Origin of the sequence: Streptomyces albus subsp. albus, assembly GCF_000725885.1 — a bacterium.
Taxonomy (GTDB): Bacteria; Actinomycetota; Actinomycetes; order Streptomycetales; family Streptomycetaceae; genus Streptomyces; species Streptomyces albus.
The window spans coordinates 180,584-197,845 of record NZ_JODR01000001.1 but is presented as its reverse complement, the minus strand read 5'-3'; the positions used below and the strand labels follow the sequence as shown (position 1 = coordinate 197,845).

Here is a 17,262-nt window from a genome sequence, read left to right as displayed (position 1 = left end):
CTCCAAAACGCCTCTTAGGCCGTATTCGCCTCAATCGACGCAAAGCAGCTGCGGTGAATCGGTGATGTACGTCCCTTCACCTGTCCCCCTCTTGTCGCTCCCGAAGGGCCGTTCTATCGTCGGGATGTATCGAGTCGATACATCAGAGCGAGACACCGGCCGGGACACGTGCCCGGCCACGTGCGGGACGACCGGAAGCGGACGGAGGTGGCGGACGATGAGCAGACGCTCCGGCGTCCTCGAATTCGCCGTGCTCGGACTGCTCCGTGAGTCCCCCATGCACGGTTACGAGCTGCGCAAGCGGCTCAACACCTCGCTCGGCGTCTTCCGAGCTTTCAGCTACGGCTCCCTCTACCCCTGCCTCAAGGCGCTGGTGCAGCGCGGCTGGCTGGTGGAGGAGCACAGTGGCCGACCGGAGACGTCCCCGTCCGCGCGCGCCCAGGCGGGCTCGCTCGCCGGGCGCAGGGCGAAGATCGTTTACCGGCTTACGGCCGAAGGCAAGGAGCACTTCGAGGACCTGCTCTCCCAGACGGGTCCCGATACGTGGGAGGACGAACACTTCGGTGTCCGCTTCGCCTTCTTCGGCCAGACCTCGCGCGACGTACGGATGCGCGTCCTGGAAGGACGCCGCAGCCGGCTGGAGGAGAGGCTCGCGAAGATGCGCGCCTCCCTGGCCCGTACGCGCGAGCGCCTCGACGACTACACGCTCGAACTCCAGCGCCACGGCATGGAATCCGTGGAGCGCGAGGTCCGCTGGCTCACCGAGCTCATCGAGAGCGAACGCAAGGGGAGCGAGCGGAAGAGCGACGAGCACACGGGGCGCCCGGCGCGCGAGACCCGTCCGGACCGTCCCGCGCCGGGTCCGTCCGACAACACCGACAGATGAGGTCCCGCGCCTGGCGCGGCCTCAGCGAGAACACACAGGGAGCAACCGGAATGGGTTCGGTTCGCGTAGCCATCGCCGGCGTCGGCAACTGCGCCGCATCGCTGGTGCAGGGCGTCGAGTACTACAAGGACGCCGACCCGGGCAGCAAGGTCCCGGGCCTGATGCACGTCCAGTTCGGCGACTACCACGTGCGCGACATCGAGTTCGTCGCCGCCTTCGACGTCGACGGCAAGAAGGTCGGACTCGACCTCGCGGACGCGATCGGCGCCAGCGAGAACAACACCATCAAGATCTGCGACGTGCCGCCCACCGGCGTCAGCGTCCAGCGCGGCCACACCTACGACGGCCTGGGCCGGTACTACCGCGAGACCATCGAGGAGTCCGACGCCGAGCCCGTGGACGTCGTCCAGGCGCTCAAGGACGCCCGGGCCGACGTGCTGATCTGCTACCTGCCGGTCGGCTCCCAGACCGCGGTCGAGTTCTACGCGCAGTGCGCCATCGACGCGGGCGTCGCCTTCGTCAACGCGCTGCCGGTCTTCATCGCCGGCACCAAGGAGTGGGCGGACAAGTTCACCGCCGCCGGTGTGCCGATCGTCGGCGACGACATCAAGTCGCAGGTCGGCGCGACCATCACGCACCGGGTGATGGCCAAGCTGTTCGAGGACCGCGGCGTCATCCTGGACCGCACGATGCAGCTGAACGTCGGCGGCAACATGGACTTCAAGAACATGCTGGAGCGGGAGCGGCTGGAGTCGAAGAAGATCTCCAAGACGCAGGCCGTCACCTCCCAGATCCCGGACCGCGACCTGGGCGCCGACAACGTGCACATCGGCCCCTCCGACTACGTCGCCTGGCTGGACGACCGCAAGTGGGCCTACGTCCGGCTGGAGGGCCGCGCCTTCGGTGACGTGCCGCTGAACCTGGAGTACAAGCTGGAGGTGTGGGACTCGCCGAACTCGGCGGGTGTCATCATCGACGCGCTGCGCGCCGCGAAGATCGCCAAGGACCGCGGCATCGGCGGCCCGATCCTCTCGGCGTCCTCCTACTTCATGAAGTCCCCGCCCGTCCAGTACTTCGACGATGTGGCCCGCCAGAACGTGCAGGACTTCATCGACGGCAAGGTGGAGCGCTGACGGCGTTCCCCCGACCGCATGCGTGAGGGCCCGGCAGGTGCGCACCTGCCGGGCCCTCACGCATGCGCGGCCGGTCAGCGGTCCACGGTGCGGTCCACCGTCGTCGTGGTGTGCCGCAGGATGGCGGTCAGCTCCTCACCCACGTGCGGCTCCGGGGCGTCCGACGGGACGAACAGGATGGAGACCTGCATGTGCGGCGGCTCGGCGAACCAGCGCTGCTTGCCGGCCCACACGAACGGGGACAGATTGCGGTTCACGGTGGCCAGTCCGGCGCGGGCCACGCCCTTGGCGCGGTCCGTCATGCCGTGCAGCGCCTTGGGGGACTCCAGGCCCACCCCGTGCGAGGTGCCGCCCGCGACGACGACCAGCCAGCCGTCGCCCGGCGCCTTGGCCTGCCGGTAGCCGAACCGGTCACCCTTGGCCACCCGCGTCACGTCCAGGATCGCGCCCCGGTACTCGGTGGCCCGGTGGTCGCCCAGCCACAGCCGGGTGCCGATCCTCGCGCGGAACCGGGTCTGCGGGAACTGCTGCTGGAGAAGGGCGAACTCCTCCGGCTTGAGGTGGCTGACGAACATCGTGTGCAGCGGCAGCCGGGCGGCGCGCAGCCGGTCCATCCAGGCGATGACCTCCTCCACCGCGTCCGAACCGTCCGTGCGGTCCAGCGGCAGATGGATGGCGAAGCCCTCCAGCCGCACCTCGTCGATCGCCGCGTGCAGCCGGGGCAGGTCCTGCTCGGTCACCCCGTGCCGCTTCATGCTGCTCATCACCTCGATGACGACGCGGGCCCCGCGCATGAGACCCACGCCCTCCACCGAGGAGACGGAACGGACGGCGCGGTCCGGCAGCGGCACCGGCTCCTCGTCCTTGCGGAAGGGGGTCAGCACCAGCAGGTCACCGCTGAACAGGTCCTTGGTGCGGGCCGCCTCGTACGTCGTCCCGACGGCCAGGATGTCGGCGCCGAACTTGGTGGCCTCCTCGGCCAGACGCTCGTGGCCGAAGCCGTAACCGTTGCCCTTGCAGACCGGAACGATCCCGGGGAACTGCTGAATCACCGCCTGCTGGTGCGCCCGCCAGCGATCGGTGTCGACATAGAGGGAGAGCGCCATGGCCGGTACGGAACCTTTCTGGGTCTAGTCGGGGGGTACGGGAGGCAGCCGCCGCGGCGGGACTCAGCGCCGCGACATGTAGATGTCGAGCGCCTTGTGCAGCAGCTTGTTGAGGGGGAAGTCCCACTCACCGAGGTACTCGGCCGCCTGCCCGCCCGTCCCCACCTTGAACTGGATGAGGCCGAAGAGATGGTCGTTCTCGTCGAGGGAGTCGCTGATGCCGCGCAGGTCGTACACGCTGGCACCCAGCGCGTAGGCGTCCTGGAGCATCCGCCACTGCATCGCGTTGGAGGGCCGCACCTCCCGCTTGTGGTTCGCGGAGGCGCCGTAGGAGTACCACACGTGGCCGCCGACGATGAGCATCGTGGCCGCCGAGATCCGCTCGCCCTCGTGCTCGGCGAAGTAGAGCCGCATCCGGTGCGGGTCCTCGGCGTTCAGGACGTTCCACATCCGCTGGAAGTACGCCTTGGGACGCGGCCGGAACTTGTCGCGCTCCGCGGTGATCTCGTACAGCCGCTGCCACTCGTCCAGGTCGTACGGGTTGGCCATGTTGCCCTGCACGACCTGCACACCGGCCTTGTCGGCCTTCTTGATGTTGCGCCGCCACAGCTGGTTGAAGCCCTTGTGGACGTCCTCCAGGGAGCGGCCCTCCAGGGGCACCTGGAAAACGTAGCGCGGCTGGACGTCGCCGAAGCCGGCGCCGCCGTCCTCGCCCTGCTGCCAGCCCATCCGGCGCAGCTTGTCCGAGACCTCGAAGGCCCGCGGCTCGATGTGGGTGGCCTCGATGTCCCGCAGCCGCTTGACGTCCTGGTCCTGGATGCCCTTCTTGATGGCGGCGGCGTCCCAGCGGCGGATCACCACGGGCGGGCCCATCTTCACGGAGAAGGCGCCCTGCTTCTTGAGGTGGTCCAGCATCGGGCGCAGCCACTCGTCCAGATTGGGGGCGAACCAGTTGATCACCGGGCCCTCGGGCAGGTACGCCAGATACCGCTTGACCTTCGGCAGCTGCCGGTAGAGCACGAGCCCGGCACCCACCATCTGACCCGTGCGGGTGTCGAACCAGCCCAGGTTCTCCGAGCGCCATTCGTTCTTGACATCCGCCCAGGCGGGCACCTGACAGTGGCTGGCCGACGGCAGACTCTGGATATACGCCAGATGCTGCTCTCGGCTGATGGTCCTCAGGGTCAGGCTCATGGCGGGACGCTCCTCCGGCGAACTGAGAGATGCTCGCCGGAAGCCTACTGTGCCCCGCAACGCCCCGTTCGGCCCAGGGCCGGGCGGGCCGGGGCGCATTCCGCGGCCCCGCCGGCGCGTTGCCGGCGTACCGCTGCGGCACCGCCGGCGTACCGCCCGTGCCCCGTCGGCGCCCGGCCGGCGCACCGCCGGGGCCCCGCCGGGGCCCTGTCGCCCGGTGGCCCGCGGGGCGCGGCTAGATCAGAAAACCGCCGTGCATCATGTTGATGTAGAAGCCGGCACCCGCGGCGCCCAGACCGATGATCGTGACGAACCGTTCACCGGTGGTCGCCGAGATGTACTGGCCCCAGGCCCCGGTGAGCACACCGGCCAGCCCGACCACCGACCCCAGTACGTGCAGGCCCTGCCACCATGCGCACACCACGGCGATGACGCCCAGCACCAGCGTGACGGTCGCGAACGAGTTCTCGACAGGATGCCGCCTGCCGTCGGAGTTCAGATAGGACAGAGGATTGTTCCAGCGGACTGCCTGAGCCATACGGCACCTCCTGGAAGAGTTCCGGGCTCCTCGTTCCGGGTTCCTGCTCAGGCGGGGCGGAACTGTAACGCCGCTCACACCTGACGTGTCCAGATTGCGCCGGAACCACCCCGGATTTCAACCGGAAGGCAGCGGCCGGGTACGCTGTCCCTTCTGTGCCCCGCCCCGGGAACGCTCCCGGCCGCGTCCGGGCACGGACCACGCATCACGACCCTCCTGCCACGGAACGACCGTGGCCGCCGAGTCCAGAGGAGGTGGGTTCCACATGCGTCACTACGAGGTGATGGTCATCCTCGACCCCGATCTGGAGGAGCGCGCTGTCTCCCCCCTGATCGAGAGCTTCCTTTCCGTCGTCCGCGAGGGCAACGGGAAGGTCGAGAAGGTCGACACCTGGGGCCGTCGTCGTCTCTCCTACGAGATCAACAAGAAGCCCGAGGGCATCTACTCGGTCATCGACCTCCAGGCCGAGCCTGCTGTGGTCAAGGAGCTCGACCGGCAGATGAACCTGAACGAGTCCGTCCTGCGGACCAAGGTCCTGCGCCCGTCGACCCACTGAGGCCGACCCCCGAGTAGCACCGGCATCACGCCACACCGCAGCGTCATCGAGCACGCAGCACCCGAGCACCACAGCAGCCAGCAGCACGCCGAGAGGTTCCCCCATGGCAGGCGAGACCGTCATCACGGTCGTCGGCAATCTCGTCGACGACCCCGAGCTGCGCTTCACCCCCTCCGGAGCGGCGGTCGCGAAGTTCCGCGTCGCGTCCACCCCCCGCACCTTCGACCGGCAGACCAACGAGTGGAAGGACGGCGAGAGCCTGTTCCTGACCTGCTCGGTCTGGCGACAGGCGGCTGAGAACGTCGCCGAGTCCCTCACCAAGGGCACCCGCGTCATCGTGCAGGGCCGTCTTCGGCAGCGTTCCTACGAGGACCGCGAGGGCATCAAGCGCACGGTCTACGAGCTGGACGTCGACGAGGTCGGCGCCAGCCTCCGCAACGCCACGGCCAAGGTCACCAAGACCAGCGGTCGCGGTGGCCAGGGCGGCGGCGGCTTCGGCGGCGGTGGCGGCTGGGGCGGCGGCCCCGGCGGTTCCCAGGGCGGCGCTCCCGCGGGCGACCCGTGGGCCACGGGTGCCCCGGCCGGTGGCGGCCAGGGCGGTGGCGGCGGCTGGGGCGGCGGCCCCGGCGGCAACGGTGGCGGCTACTCGGACGAGCCACCCTTCTGAGCGAACTCATAGGAGTAGACAATGGCGAAGCCGCCTGCTCGCAAGCCGAAGAAGAAGGTTTGCGTGTTCTGCAAGGAGAAGATCTCCTACGTCGACTACAAGGACACGAACCTGCTGCGGAAGTTCATCTCCGACCGCGGCAAGATCCGTGCCCGCCGGGTCACCGGCAACTGCACCCAGCACCAGCGCGACGTCGCCACGGCCGTGAAGAACAGCCGTGAGATGGCGCTGCTGCCCTACACCTCCACCGCGCGATAAGGGAAGGGTGACCACAGCATGAAGATCATCCTGACCAACGAGGTCTCCGGCCTCGGTGCCGCCGGTGACGTCGTCGAGGTGAAGGACGGCTACGCCCGCAACTACCTGGTCCCGCGCGGCTACGCCATCCGCTGGACCAAGGGCGGCGAGAAGGACGTCGAGCAGATCCGCCGCGCCCGCAAGATCCGCGAGATCGCGACGATCGAGCAGGCCAACGAGATCAAGACCCAGCTCGAGGGCCTGAACGTCGGCCTGAAGGTGCGCGCCGGCGACCAGGGCCGCCTCTTCGGCTCCGTCACCCCGGCGGACGTCGCCGACGCGATCAAGGCGTCCGGTGGCCCCGACGTGGACAAGCGCCGCATCGAGGTGGGTTCGCCCATCAAGTCGCTGGGCGCCCACCAGGTCACCATCCGGCTGCACGCCGATGTGGCCGCGACGGTCGAGGTGAACGTCGCCGCCGCCTGACGCGCGTCGGTACGGTTCACACAGGAGGGCGCACCCCTTGCGGGTGCGCCCTTCTTCGTCGTCCGCGAGCCCCTTCCCGGGCGATGGCCGCCCCCGGTGGGGCGGGCACCGCTTCCGGCTCGGGCGTCACCGGGCGCGGACCGCGCCCGTCACGGCCCACCGCCCGGAGCGGGCCCGGAGCGCCAGGGTGATCAGTCGGGTGCCCATCATCACGCCGGCGACGGTCCACCACAGGGCGGTCAGTCCGCCGCCGAAGACGGGGACCAGCAGTGCGACGGGGGCGAAGACGGCGAGGGTGACCAGCATGGCGCCGGCCAGGTACGGGCCGTCGCCGGCGCCCATCAGCACCCCGTCCAGCACGAAGACGACCCCGGCGACGGGCTGGGTGACGGCCACCACCAGCAGCACCGGCGTGAGCTGGTGGATGACGTCGGCGTCGGTGGTGAACAGCGGCATGAACAGCGGTCTGACCAGAGCGACCAGCAGTCCCAGCACCACACCGGAGAGCACCCCCCACTGCACCATCCGGCGGCAGGCCGCCCGGGCGCCCGCCGCGTCCGAGGCGCCCAGATAGCGGCCGATGATGGCCTGTCCCGCGATGGCGATGGCGTCCAGCGCGAACGCCAGCAGGGACCACAGGGTGAGGGTGATCTGGTGGGCGGCGATGTCCGCGTCGCCGAGCCGGGCGGCCACCGCCGTCGCGATCATCAGCACGGCACGCAGCGAGAGCGTACGGATCAGCAGGGGCACTCCGGCCCGGCCGCTGGCGCGGATACCGGCGAGGTCGGGCCGCAGGGAGGCGCCGTGGCGGCGGGCGCCGCGGATCACGACCGTCAGATAGACGGCCGCCATGCCCCACTGGGCGATCACGGTGCCCCACGCGGAGCCGGCGATGCCCAGTCCGGCGCCGTAGACGAGGAGTGCGTTGAGTGCCGCGTTCGCGCTGAAGCCGCCGACGGCCACGTACAGCGGCGTCTTGGTGTCCTGGAGTCCGCGCAGCACTCCGGTGGCCGCCAGCACGATGAGCATGGCGGGGATGCCGAGGGCGCTGACCCGCAGATAGGTGGTGCCGTACGGGGCGGCCGTCGCGGAGGCGCCGAAGGCGTCGATGAGCCAGGGCGCGGTCGGCACCGCGACGGCGATCACGGCCAGGCCCAGCAGCAGGGCGAGCCAGACGCCGTCCATGCCCTGCCGCAGGGCGGCCGGCAGATCGTCGGCGCCCAGCCGGCGGGCCACGGCGGCGGTGGTCGCGTAGGCGAGGAAGACGAAGATGTTGACGCCGGTCTGGAGGAGGGCCGCCGCGACGCCGAGACCGGCGAGCTGCGGGGTGCCCAGGTGTCCGACGATGGCGCTGTCGACCATCACGAAGAGGGGTTCCGCGACGAGCGCGCCGAAGGCCGGGAGGGCGAGCGCGATGATCTCGCGGTCGTGGCGCCGCACATCGGTGCGCCCGGTCGGGGAAGCGGAGCTCATAGGTTCGATCCAAACATCCACAGGTAATGAGCGCAAGGGGCGAGGGGTGCTTACCGTACGTCGTACAGGACAGGCTCGTACACCCAGGGTGACCCTCCGGGGAGGATGGTGGGGAAGTTTTTTCCCCGCACAGCCGGTGGATGGCGAATATGCAGGTCAGAGTGGGTGGGCGAGGGGTCGTCGCGAGTAATCCACAGCGCTGTCCCCCGGATCGTGCACAGCTTTCGGCAGCTTCTCCACAGGATGGGGGCGACTGTCCACACCACCCTGTGGATAAGGTGATTGGCTGAACCGCCCGAGCCCCCTACGGTGTACCAGCGCCTGCCCGCCGTTCCCCGGTTCTTCACTGCCGTACCGACGCGCCGTAACCCGGAACAGGGCCAGACGACTGCCAGCCTTTGTCAGTGCTGTGCCGTAAGACTGTGCCGTACGACGGAGCCGTGGGAGGAGGCAGCGGATGACGCAGCAGCCCGACCACGTCGACCACATCGACCCCGCCGACGAGGCCTGGGCCGCGGGCCTGCCCCCCGAGGACGGCTTCCCCGTCGCCCACGAGCCCGCCCCCCGCGCCCAGTACGGCAACGGAAGCGGTGGCTACGCCAACGGCGCCGGCTCCCGCGGCCCCCGCCCCGGCAGCCGCACGGGAGACAGAGCCGCCCTCCCCGAACAGCACGAACGCGGTGCGGAGAGCCCCTCCAACGGCTTCGAACGGGTGCCCCCGCAGGATCTGGAGGCCGAGAAGTCCGTCCTCGGCGGCATGCTGCTGTCCAAGGACGCCATCGCCGACGTCGTCGAGACGCTCAAGGGCCAGGACTTCTACCGCCCCGCCCACGAAACGGTCTACCAGGCGATCCTCGACCTGTACGCCAAGGGCGAGCCCGCCGACCCCATCACCGTCACCGCCGAACTCACCCGCCGCGGCGAGATCGCCCGCGTCGGCGGCCCCGGCTACGTCCAGTCCCTCGTCCAGGCCGTCCCCACCGCGGCCAACGCCCTCTACTACGCGGAGATCGTCCGCGAACGGGCTGTGCTGCGCCGTCTCGTCGAGGCCGGCACCCGTATCACCCAGATGGGTTATGCCGCCGACGGCGACGTGGACGACATCGTCAACAACGCCCAGGCCGAGATCTACGCCGTCACCGAGCAGCGCACCACCGAGGACTACCTCCCCCTCGCCGACATCATGGAGGGCGCCCTCGACGAGATCGAGGCCATCGGCTCGCGCAGCGGCCAGATGACCGGTGTCCCCACCGGCTTCACCGACCTCGACTCCCTCACCAACGGCCTCCACCCCGGCCAGATGATCGTCATCGCGGCCCGCCCGGCCATGGGCAAGAGCACCCTGGCCCTCGACTTCGCCCGGGCCTGCTCCATCAAGCACGCCCTGCCGAGCGTGATCTTCTCGCTGGAGATGGGGCGGAACGAGATCGCGATGCGGCTGCTCTCCGCCGAGGCGCGGGTGGCGCTCCACCACATGCGGTCCGGTTCCATGACCGACGAGGACTGGACGCGGCTCGCCCGGCAGATGCCCGCGGTCACCGACGCGCCGCTCTACATCGACGACTCGCCCAACCTGTCGATGATGGAGATCCGCGCCAAGTGCCGGCGCCTCAAGCAGCGCAACGACCTGCGGATGATCGTCATCGACTACCTCCAGCTGATGCAGACGGGCGGCTCACGGCGCCCCGAGAGCCGCCAGCAGGAGGTCTCCGAGATGTCCCGGAACCTCAAGCTCCTGGCCAAGGAGCTTGAGGTCCCCGTGATCGCCCTCTCCCAGCTCAACCGTGGCCCCGAACAGCGCACGGACAAGAAGCCGATGGTCTCCGACCTGCGCGAGTCCGGTTCCATCGAGCAGGACGCCGACATGGTGATCCTGCTGCACCGCGAGGACGCCTACGAGAAGGAGTCCCCGCGCGCGGGCGAGGCCGACCTGATCGTCGCCAAGCACCGCAACGGCCCCACGGCCACCATCACCGTCGCCTTCCAGGGCCACTACTCCCGCTTCGTGGACATGGCCCAGACCTGAGGGACGGATCTGAGGACCCTTCTCGGTCCCTCACGGGGGCATGGCCGGTGCGGTGCTGACGGGGGACACCCGGCGGTTCAGCGCTTGACCGTGTCCGGGAAGCGCCGATGGGTGCGGCCGGCGACGAGGAGTTGGTGGAGGCGTTCGAGCGCCGTGATGAGGGCGGCCCGCTCGCTGTCGTCCGCCTCGGTCAGGGCGTCGGTCAGGGTCTTGTCGGCGCGTCCGGCCCGGCGCTGCTGGCCTGCGGCGCGGATGGGTTCGGTGACGTCGACCAGCGTTTTGCGCTTGTCTGCGGGGTCGGCCGCGGTGATGACCCAGTTGCGGCCGACCAGGGACCGCACGCTGGTGGAGACGCGGCTTTGGGCCAGGCCCGTGCGTTTGGCGATGTCGCCCACGGAGCTGCGGCCGTTCAGAAAGAGGTCCTGGAGGACCAGGAACTCGCCGGGGGCGAGATCGGGTGCGTCGGCGCCCATGCCGTCGAGGGCGATCTCGGCCAGTCGGCGGCCGAGCTGATACAGGTCGCTCATCTCCATCCCCTCAATTTACATCTCCTGCGATGCATCTCCAATATATGCATCTTGACAGATCAATCTCTAGAGATACATCATCGGAGATGTAAACGGCGAGCCCGACCCCACTGGAGAGACACCGTGAGCCTTGGCGACTACCTGCTCTACACCGGCCTGTTCATCGCGATCCTCGCCACCCAGCTCGGCACACGGCGTCCGGACGCCAGGCGGCTGCTCCTGCCCGTCGGGATCGTGGCGGGTGTCGGCTTCAAGTACCTGAAGGAGATCCCCTCCGGAACCACGGCCCACCTGATCGAGGCGGCCGGGCTCGCGGTCGGCCTGCTGTTCGGGCTGGCCTCGATCGCCCTCATCCAGGTCCGCCGCGACCCGGACGACTCCCGCCTGGTCACCGTCGCGGGCTGGCCCTACGCCGCACTGTGGACGGCCGCGATGGCCCTGCGCATGGGCTTCGCCTACGGCTCCACCCACTGGTTCACCCACTCGCTCGCGACCTTCTCGGCCGAGCACCAGGTCGCGCCCGAGACCTACGGCACCGCCTTCGTCCTGATGGTCCTGGCGATGATCGCCGTGCGGACCGTCGGCGTGCTCATCCGTGCCCGTATGGTGGGCGCCACCGTCGACTTCAGCGCGCTGGGCATCGCCCGCCGCTTCGCCCGCTGAGCACTGCCGGCCGGCCGGCGGGCGCCCCTCCCTCCCGGGTGGCGACGCGCCCCGGCCACGACCTCGACAATCAGCCCATGGACGTCACCGAACTGCTCGAATCGGCTTCTCTCCTGGTCCCGGAAGAGAGCGCCACCGAGAACGACCTCACGGTGCGGGACGTCCGGGACCACCTCGTCCGCGACGAATGGCAGATCGCCCTGAACCTGCTCGAGGAGCTCGGGGACGGGCATCCACTGCCCTTGTCGTTCTGGGAGCAGCTGGCCGAGGCGGCCGAGCAGCTCCGTCTTGAGCGGAGTGCGGCGTGGTGCCGCTGGCGGTCCTCCGAGATCCGCAACGGGATGGTCCGCGCGGACCTGACGCTCCGCCCGGCCGCAGAAGCCCGCCGCCGGACACCGATCCCCGGTCACGGTGTCCTGCGGCCCATGTGGGACATCGGGAACCTCTCGCCCACCGGCGGTGCCGCGGTGAGCATCGCCGGGCTCTGGATCGAGGACCTGCCCTTCCTGGAACCCGGCGGCCGGGCCACCGTTCGCCTCCTGCCTCTCACACCGTCCCACTGGCGGCACGTCGAAACCGGTCAGCGGATCAGCATGCACGAGGACCGGACCGTGGCCGGTACGGCGGTCGTGCTGGAGGTCCGTCCCCCCGCCGCCACCGCCGGCCACGGCCCACGCTCGTGAGAGAGCATCTCGGGGACACCGGCCGAGGTGGTCACCGCGGCCCGGTCCCGCCGCCCCCGCTCCGGGGAGGGAATGGGGCCGTCCCGATGCTCCGGGTCACTCCGTCACGGGCAGGCACTCGGTGAGCAGGGCGACGATGTCCTGCCAGGCGCGCCGGGCGTGCTTCGGGTGGTGGCCGACGCCGGGCACCACGTTCTGATCGACCGGCGGGTGGTGGAAGGCGTGCAGGGCCCCGCCGTAGACCACGAGGCGCCAGTCCACGCCCGCGGCCTGCATCTCGGCGGCGAACGCGTCCCGCTGCGCGGGCGGCATGATCGGGTCCTCCGAACCGACCCCCGCCCACACGGGGCAGCGGATGCGCGCCGCCTCGCCCGGCCGGCCCGTGGTGAGTGCGTTGACCGTCCCGATCGCCCGCAGGTCGGCACCGTCGCGGCCCAGTTCCAGCGCGATGGCGCCCCCGGTGCCGTAGCCGATGGCGGCGATCCGCGCCGGGTCGGTCCGCGGCTCGGCCCGTACCACGTCGAGTGCCGCATGGCCGATCTCCCGCATCCGGTCGGGGTCGGCGAGCAAGGGAGTGACGCGCGCCAGCATCTCCTCCGGGTCGGTGAACCAGCGCCCGCCGTGGAGGTCGAAGGCCAGCGCCACGTAGCCGAGTTCGGCGAGGGCGTCGGCCCGGCGGCGCTGGAAGTCGTTGAGGCCCGGCCCCTCGGGGCCGATGAGGACCGCGGGCCGGCGGCCGTCGCCTGCGGGGAGCGCGAGGTGCCCGACCATCGTGAGGCCGTCCGCCGGGTATGTGACCGTGCGTGTGGTGACCGTCGTCATGCGGTGGGACTGTAGTGAGGGCGGGGCCCGGTGCGGGCGGGCTTCACCATGAGCGGAACGGCGCCGGACGCGGGCCCGTGGGCGGGAGTTGCGGGCCGCGCCGGTGGAACGGAGCTGTCGGGGCGCTGTTTCACGTGAAACCTGCTGTCCGGGCGGGCAAGGCGGGCAGGGCGGGCAGGCCGTGGCGGGCTCAGCCGTGTCCCAGTTCGGCGGTCTTCCTCGCGCGCCGGGCGAAGACCCCCTCGCGGCGGGCCTCGCTCTGGCGCAGGGCTTCCTTGCGGTCCCGCTTGGAGAGCCGGTCCAGGTAGAGGTGGCCGAAGAGGTGGTCGGTCTCGTGTTGCAGGCACCGGGCGAAATAGCCGGTCCCTTCGATCACCAGGGGATTGCCGTCCTTGTCGAAGCCGCGGGCGACGGCCCGGTCCGTACGGGGGAGCGGCATGGCCGCGCCGGGCACGGACAGGCAGCCCTCGTAGTCGTCGATGAGCCTGCGGCTGCCGGCGTCGGGCAGTTCCAGGACGGGATTGATGAGGTGGCCGACGTGCCGGTTCCCTTCGTCGTCGGGGCAGTCGTAGACGAACAGCCGCAGGTCGACGCCCACTTGGTTGGCGGCGAGACCGGCTCCGTCGGCGATGTACATAGTCAGGAACATGTCGTCGATCAGCGAGGACAGCTCGGAGGTGCCGAACGCCGTCACCTCGCGGCAGGGCCGGCTGAGGACCTCCTCGCCGACCTCGGTGATGCGGCGCGGAGAGCCCCGTTCCGCCTCGGGCGGCAGGTCGGGGAAGGAGTCGACGGGCCGCCCCTGGACGTGGACCTGCCGGGCGACGAACCGGGACCGTTCACCGTCAACAGCCATTGCTGTCTCCTCTTCTGCGCACACCGTCCGGGGCGTACGGATGCCACCGCCGCCGGGTGTTCCTCGTGCTGCCACTTGCCGAGCGCTTTGCAAAGTAGCAGACTTTGCAAAGTGACTGAAGACGACCTCGCCCCCGCACCCCGCCCGACACCCGGTGCCGACGGCGGACTGCCCGAGCACGAGGTGCGTACGGCCCTGCTGGAACTCCTCGCGGAGGTCGGCACCGCCACGGCGACGGAAGCAGCCGCGCGGCTGGGCCACAGCTCCGGCCTGTGCTCGTTCCACTTCCGTCAGCTCGCACGTCACGGACTCGTCGAGGAGGCCCCGCACGGCGGGGGCCGGGCTCGGCCGTGGCGGCTGCGACGGCGGACCGCGACCACGGACGCGCCGCCGGCCGCCCCGTTCGGCGATCTCGCGCGCGGCCTGGAGGACGAGAGCTGGCAGCGGTGGCTCGGCCACCGCGACCAGGCACCCTCCGAGTGGCGTCACGACGAGTCGTTCAGCGCGATCACCTATCTGACCCCCGAGGAGATGCACCGGGTGGCGGACGCCGTCCGCCGGGCCCTCGCCCCCTACCAGGACCGGGAGAGCCGTCCGCTGGCCAGGCCCGACGGCGCCCGGCCGGTGGCCCTCATCGCCCGGCTGTTCCCGCTGCTTCCGCACGAGACCCAGGAGAGCGGCGTGCCGGGCGGGATGGACGCGACGGGTGCCACGGGTGCGTCAGAGTCAGGTACGGCGGCCGGTGCTCAGGGGAGCCGCGAGGGAGGCGACGGGGAACAGGGCTGAGAGCCGCGCACCCATCGGCTCCCGGTCACGAGGCGTCCACGGCCTCCACGACGCCCCGTGTTCCCCGTTGTCCCCGCGTCCGGGGAGTCCTCGCGGGCCGTCGAGGCCCTGCTGCGCCGCCCTCCATGCCACTTGCGGCTTCGGCAAAGAATTTTGTCGGTGCCCGGGAGGTGGTCACAGGGTGGGACATACGGGCCCTCCCGTCCGGTCCGGAAGCCGGCGACCGCGCGTACCGCACGGCGGCACGGTGGTCCGTCGGCGCTGCGCCACGGCGGCGCGGCCCCCGGCCCGTGATCCCCCCGATCCCGGCCCCTGGCCCCCGACCCGAGGTGAGCAGCACATGGACGCAGAGTTCTGGGACGAGAAGTACCGCGGTCACGACCAGCTCTTCAGCGGCGAGCCCAACGGGGTGCTCGTCACCGAGATCACCGGCCTGGCGCCGGGGCGGGCGCTGGACGTGGGGTGCGGGGAGGGCGGCGACGCTCTGTGGCTGGCCCGGCAGGGCTGGCGGGTCACCGGGGTGGACATCTCCCATGTGGCCCTGGAGCGCGCTGCCGCCGCCGCTGCCGCCGCGGGGGTCGCCGACCGGGTGACCTGGATGCGGGCCGATCCGGCTGAGACGCCGCTCCCGGCCGGGGCGTTCGATCTGGTGTCCGCGCACTTCCTCCCGCTGCTGCGCCGGTCCGGCGACAGCGCCATGCGGGGTCTGCTGGACGCCGTCGCCCCCGGTGGCACGTTCCTGTTCGTCTTCCACGCCCTGGACGGGCTGCCGGAGCGTCTGGAGGGCGGTTTCACCGCCGCCGACTTCTGCCATCCGCACGACTTCGTCCCGCTGCTCGGCGACGACTGGGCCGTGGTGGTCGACGAGACCCGCCCGCGCACCACACCCGCTCCGGCCGGTACGCACCACACCCACGACGTCGTGCTGCGGGCGCGCCGCCTGCGCTGACGCGCGACGCTCGGCCCCGAGCACCGTCGCCGGGCCGCTCCGCCGAGGGGACCCGGACGGCGGCGGCCCGGGTCACCAGCCGGCGATCACGTCCCGGCCCCGGGGGACGGCGAGGGCGAGGAGGCCGGGGAAGCGCGCTTCGAGATCGTCGCGGCGCAGCCGGTTCGGACGCCGGGTCCCCTCGTGACGCTGGTGGATGACGCCCGCCTCCCGGAGGACCTTGAAGTGGCCGCTCTGGGTGGACTTGCTGACGGGGAGGGCGAAGGTGGTGCACGCCGGTTCGCCGCCGGGGCCCGCGACGTGCTCAGCGGGGCGCCCGCCGTCGTGGACAACCGCGCCGCCATGGACGACACCGCCATCGGAACGCTGATCGCCTCCACCACCCACACGAAGCGGATCGGTCTGGTGCGCGGCGCGGCGGACGGTCTGCTGGCCGTCATCCGGACGATCCCCGACCACGCGGCCGGCCGCACCGTGCGGCTCCGTCCGGTGAACCGCGAAGGGCAGCCCGTGCCCGAGCAGTCGATGCCGTGGCACCGGCTGGTCGGGCACGGGCGAGTACGCACATTCCCGGGTATACCGAGCGACTCGCCGTCCTCGTCGCCGGGAGGCAGCTACGCAGGGGCCTCCGCGACCGGTGGCCGCGATGCGGGTCGCATGCCGGACGGATCGGTGTGCGGGGCAGGTGGCGGAGGAAAGGAGGGGTCGTTGTCAGTGGGGTGGGGCATGCTTGCGGGCATGAGTGTGGATGCGGTCGAGGTCGCGGGCGCGGGTGCGGGGGAATCGGGCGGGATAGACGGTGCGCTGGGTCGTATCGAGTGGGCGTTGCGCCAGTCCTGGGGCGCGGACACCTGCTCGCCGGACGACCTGGCCCGCGCGGGCTGGAGCCCCGCGAACCCCGCGTGGGGACAGTGCGATGTGACGGCCCTGGTGGTGCACGATCTGCTGGGCGGCGAGCTGATGTGCGGCGAGGTGTACGCGCTGAACGGCGAACGGCAGGGCTTCCACTGGTGGAACCGGCTGCCGGGTGGCCGCGAAGTTGACCTGACCCGGGACCAGTTCCGGGAGGGCCAGGTGGTGACGGAGGGGGTGTCCGTACCCCGCCCGGTGGGCCGCCCGCTGCGGCGTTCGGAGGAGTACACCCTGCTGCGCGCCCGAGTGCTGGAGCGCCTCGGCCGCTGAGACGGGCCGTGGGGCCGCGGTCCGTGGGGTGAGGGCTGTGGGGTGAGGGCTGTGGTTCGCCTGCCGGGGTTCGCGTGTCGTGGTTTGCGTGCCGTGGTTCGCGCCCTGGCCCGTTCCCCTGGCCGGGGGGCTCTTGGCCCATGCTGTGGGCCGTGGGCCGTGGGCCGTGGGCCGTGCCCTTGGCCGTGGGCCGTGTGGCCGCGAGTTGTGAGCCGGTAGTTGCGGGCTGCGAGGTGACGGGTGCGGTCTGTGGATCGCGGGTCGTGGTCTGCCGCCGCCTGCGAGCTGTGGCTGTGGCCTGCGAGCTGTCCGGCTGTGGGCTGGACGGCTTGTGAGCTCGGGCCTTGGCCCACCCCGGGGGCCCGGGAGCCGAATTCCGTCAACACTCCCCGGACTTCGGCCGCCTGGCCCCGGATTCCGGACCCGTGCCCCGGCCGGGCCCCTGAAGCCGCGGCACCGGTGGGGCAGTGGGCCCGGAGGGGCCGGAGGGGC

20 protein-coding genes are annotated in these 17,262 nt (G+C 71.0%); 12 read left to right on the top strand and 8 right to left on the bottom strand.

The annotated features are described in order from the left end of the window. Positions 1-217: 217 nt before the first annotated feature. Positions 218-886, top strand: a complete 669-nt coding sequence (locus IO40_RS0100810; RefSeq protein ID WP_031174641.1) for a PadR family transcriptional regulator — start codon at positions 218-220, stop codon at positions 884-886. 50 nt (positions 887-936) lie between these two features. Further along, positions 937-2,019 (top strand): inositol-3-phosphate synthase, encoded by a 1,083-nt coding sequence (locus IO40_RS0100805; protein ID WP_016472078.1) that lies wholly within the window; start codon positions 937-939, stop codon positions 2,017-2,019. Positions 2,020-2,093: 74 nt separating this feature from the next. Here the strand turns inward: IO40_RS0100805 and IO40_RS0100800 are convergent, their stop codons facing one another. The 3 genes from IO40_RS0100800 to IO40_RS0100790 all read right to left on the bottom strand — a co-directional run bounded on the left by IO40_RS0100800 (position 2,094) and on the right by IO40_RS0100790 (position 4,857). Then, positions 2,094-3,125 (bottom strand): alanine racemase, encoded by a 1,032-nt coding sequence (locus tag IO40_RS0100800; RefSeq protein ID WP_016472079.1) that lies wholly within the window; start codon positions 3,123-3,125, stop codon positions 2,094-2,096. A 63-nt stretch (positions 3,126-3,188) separates the two neighbouring features. Next, a complete protein-coding gene (locus IO40_RS0100795; RefSeq protein ID WP_016472080.1) occupies positions 3,189-4,319 on the bottom strand; it encodes a lipid II:glycine glycyltransferase FemX in 1,131 nt (376 codons plus the stop codon). A 235-nt stretch (positions 4,320-4,554) separates the two neighbouring features. Continuing rightward, the gene (locus IO40_RS0100790) at positions 4,555-4,857 is read right to left on the bottom strand and encodes a hypothetical protein (RefSeq protein ID WP_016472081.1); all 303 of its coding nucleotides are present in this window, start codon (positions 4,855-4,857) and stop codon (positions 4,555-4,557) included. Between the two features lie 265 nt (positions 4,858-5,122). Between IO40_RS0100790 and rpsF the strand changes: the two genes are divergently transcribed. The 4 genes from rpsF (at position 5,123) to rplI (ending at position 6,803) form a co-directional block, all read left to right on the top strand. After that, a complete protein-coding gene (gene rpsF / locus IO40_RS0100785) occupies positions 5,123-5,413 on the top strand; it encodes a 30S ribosomal protein S6 (protein WP_016472082.1) in 291 nt (96 codons plus the stop codon). A 103-nt stretch (positions 5,414-5,516) separates the two neighbouring features. Next, on the top strand, positions 5,517-6,080 hold the full coding sequence (locus IO40_RS0100780) for a single-stranded DNA-binding protein (protein ID WP_031174640.1): 564 nt from the start codon (positions 5,517-5,519) through the stop codon (positions 6,078-6,080). 21 nt (positions 6,081-6,101) lie between these two features. Then, on the top strand, positions 6,102-6,338 hold the full coding sequence (gene rpsR / locus IO40_RS0100775) for a 30S ribosomal protein S18 (protein WP_003978893.1): 237 nt from the start codon (positions 6,102-6,104) through the stop codon (positions 6,336-6,338). 18 nt (positions 6,339-6,356) lie between these two features. After that, a complete protein-coding gene (gene rplI / locus IO40_RS0100770; RefSeq protein ID WP_016472084.1) occupies positions 6,357-6,803 on the top strand; it encodes a 50S ribosomal protein L9 in 447 nt (148 codons plus the stop codon). Between the two features lie 126 nt (positions 6,804-6,929). Here rplI and IO40_RS0100765 read toward each other — a convergent pair whose 3' ends face one another. After that, positions 6,930-8,276, bottom strand: a complete 1,347-nt coding sequence (locus IO40_RS0100765) for an MATE family efflux transporter (RefSeq protein WP_031174639.1) — start codon at positions 8,274-8,276, stop codon at positions 6,930-6,932. A 457-nt stretch (positions 8,277-8,733) separates the two neighbouring features. Here IO40_RS0100765 and dnaB point away from each other — a divergent pair, with 457 nt between their 5' ends. Beyond that, positions 8,734-10,302: a replicative DNA helicase gene (dnaB, locus tag IO40_RS0100760; RefSeq protein WP_016472086.1), complete on the top strand. Its 1,569-nt coding sequence runs from the start codon at positions 8,734-8,736 to the stop codon at positions 10,300-10,302. A gap of 77 nt (positions 10,303-10,379) precedes the next feature. Here the strand turns inward: dnaB and IO40_RS0100755 are convergent, their stop codons facing one another. Next, a complete protein-coding gene (locus IO40_RS0100755) occupies positions 10,380-10,835 on the bottom strand; it encodes a MarR family winged helix-turn-helix transcriptional regulator (protein WP_041968374.1) in 456 nt (151 codons plus the stop codon). Between the two features lie 117 nt (positions 10,836-10,952). On the opposite strand from IO40_RS0100755, the gene IO40_RS0100750 reads away from it, so the two are divergent. Then, positions 10,953-11,492: a hypothetical protein gene (locus IO40_RS0100750; RefSeq protein WP_016472088.1), complete on the top strand. Its 540-nt coding sequence runs from the start codon at positions 10,953-10,955 to the stop codon at positions 11,490-11,492. Between the two features lie 77 nt (positions 11,493-11,569). Then, positions 11,570-12,175 (top strand): hypothetical protein, encoded by a 606-nt coding sequence (locus IO40_RS0100745; RefSeq protein ID WP_031174638.1) that lies wholly within the window; start codon positions 11,570-11,572, stop codon positions 12,173-12,175. 96 nt (positions 12,176-12,271) lie between these two features. Here the strand turns inward: IO40_RS0100745 and IO40_RS0100740 are convergent, their stop codons facing one another. Next, the gene (locus IO40_RS0100740; protein ID WP_030406681.1) at positions 12,272-12,997 is read right to left on the bottom strand and encodes a dienelactone hydrolase family protein; all 726 of its coding nucleotides are present in this window, start codon (positions 12,995-12,997) and stop codon (positions 12,272-12,274) included. A 190-nt stretch (positions 12,998-13,187) separates the two neighbouring features. Continuing rightward, a complete protein-coding gene (gene def / locus IO40_RS0100735) occupies positions 13,188-13,853 on the bottom strand; it encodes a peptide deformylase (protein ID WP_031174637.1) in 666 nt (221 codons plus the stop codon). A gap of 111 nt (positions 13,854-13,964) precedes the next feature. On the opposite strand from def, the gene IO40_RS0100730 reads away from it, so the two are divergent. Together IO40_RS0100730 and IO40_RS0100725 are read left to right on the top strand one after the other, a co-directional pair. Beyond that, the gene (locus IO40_RS0100730; protein WP_031174636.1) at positions 13,965-14,639 is read left to right on the top strand and encodes a helix-turn-helix domain-containing protein; all 675 of its coding nucleotides are present in this window, start codon (positions 13,965-13,967) and stop codon (positions 14,637-14,639) included. Between the two features lie 340 nt (positions 14,640-14,979). Further along, positions 14,980-15,588, top strand: a complete 609-nt coding sequence (locus tag IO40_RS0100725) for a class I SAM-dependent methyltransferase (RefSeq protein WP_031174635.1) — start codon at positions 14,980-14,982, stop codon at positions 15,586-15,588. A gap of 72 nt (positions 15,589-15,660) precedes the next feature. On the opposite strand, the gene IO40_RS38415 is transcribed toward IO40_RS0100725, so the two are convergent. Then, positions 15,661-16,047: an ArsR/SmtB family transcription factor gene (locus IO40_RS38415; RefSeq protein WP_234336509.1), complete on the bottom strand. Its 387-nt coding sequence runs from the start codon at positions 16,045-16,047 to the stop codon at positions 15,661-15,663. A gap of 279 nt (positions 16,048-16,326) precedes the next feature. On the opposite strand from IO40_RS38415, the gene IO40_RS0100715 reads away from it, so the two are divergent. Further along, positions 16,327-16,770: a YunG family protein gene (locus tag IO40_RS0100715; RefSeq protein ID WP_225841326.1), complete on the top strand. Its 444-nt coding sequence runs from the start codon at positions 16,327-16,329 to the stop codon at positions 16,768-16,770. The last annotated feature ends 492 nt before the right edge of the window (positions 16,771-17,262 follow it).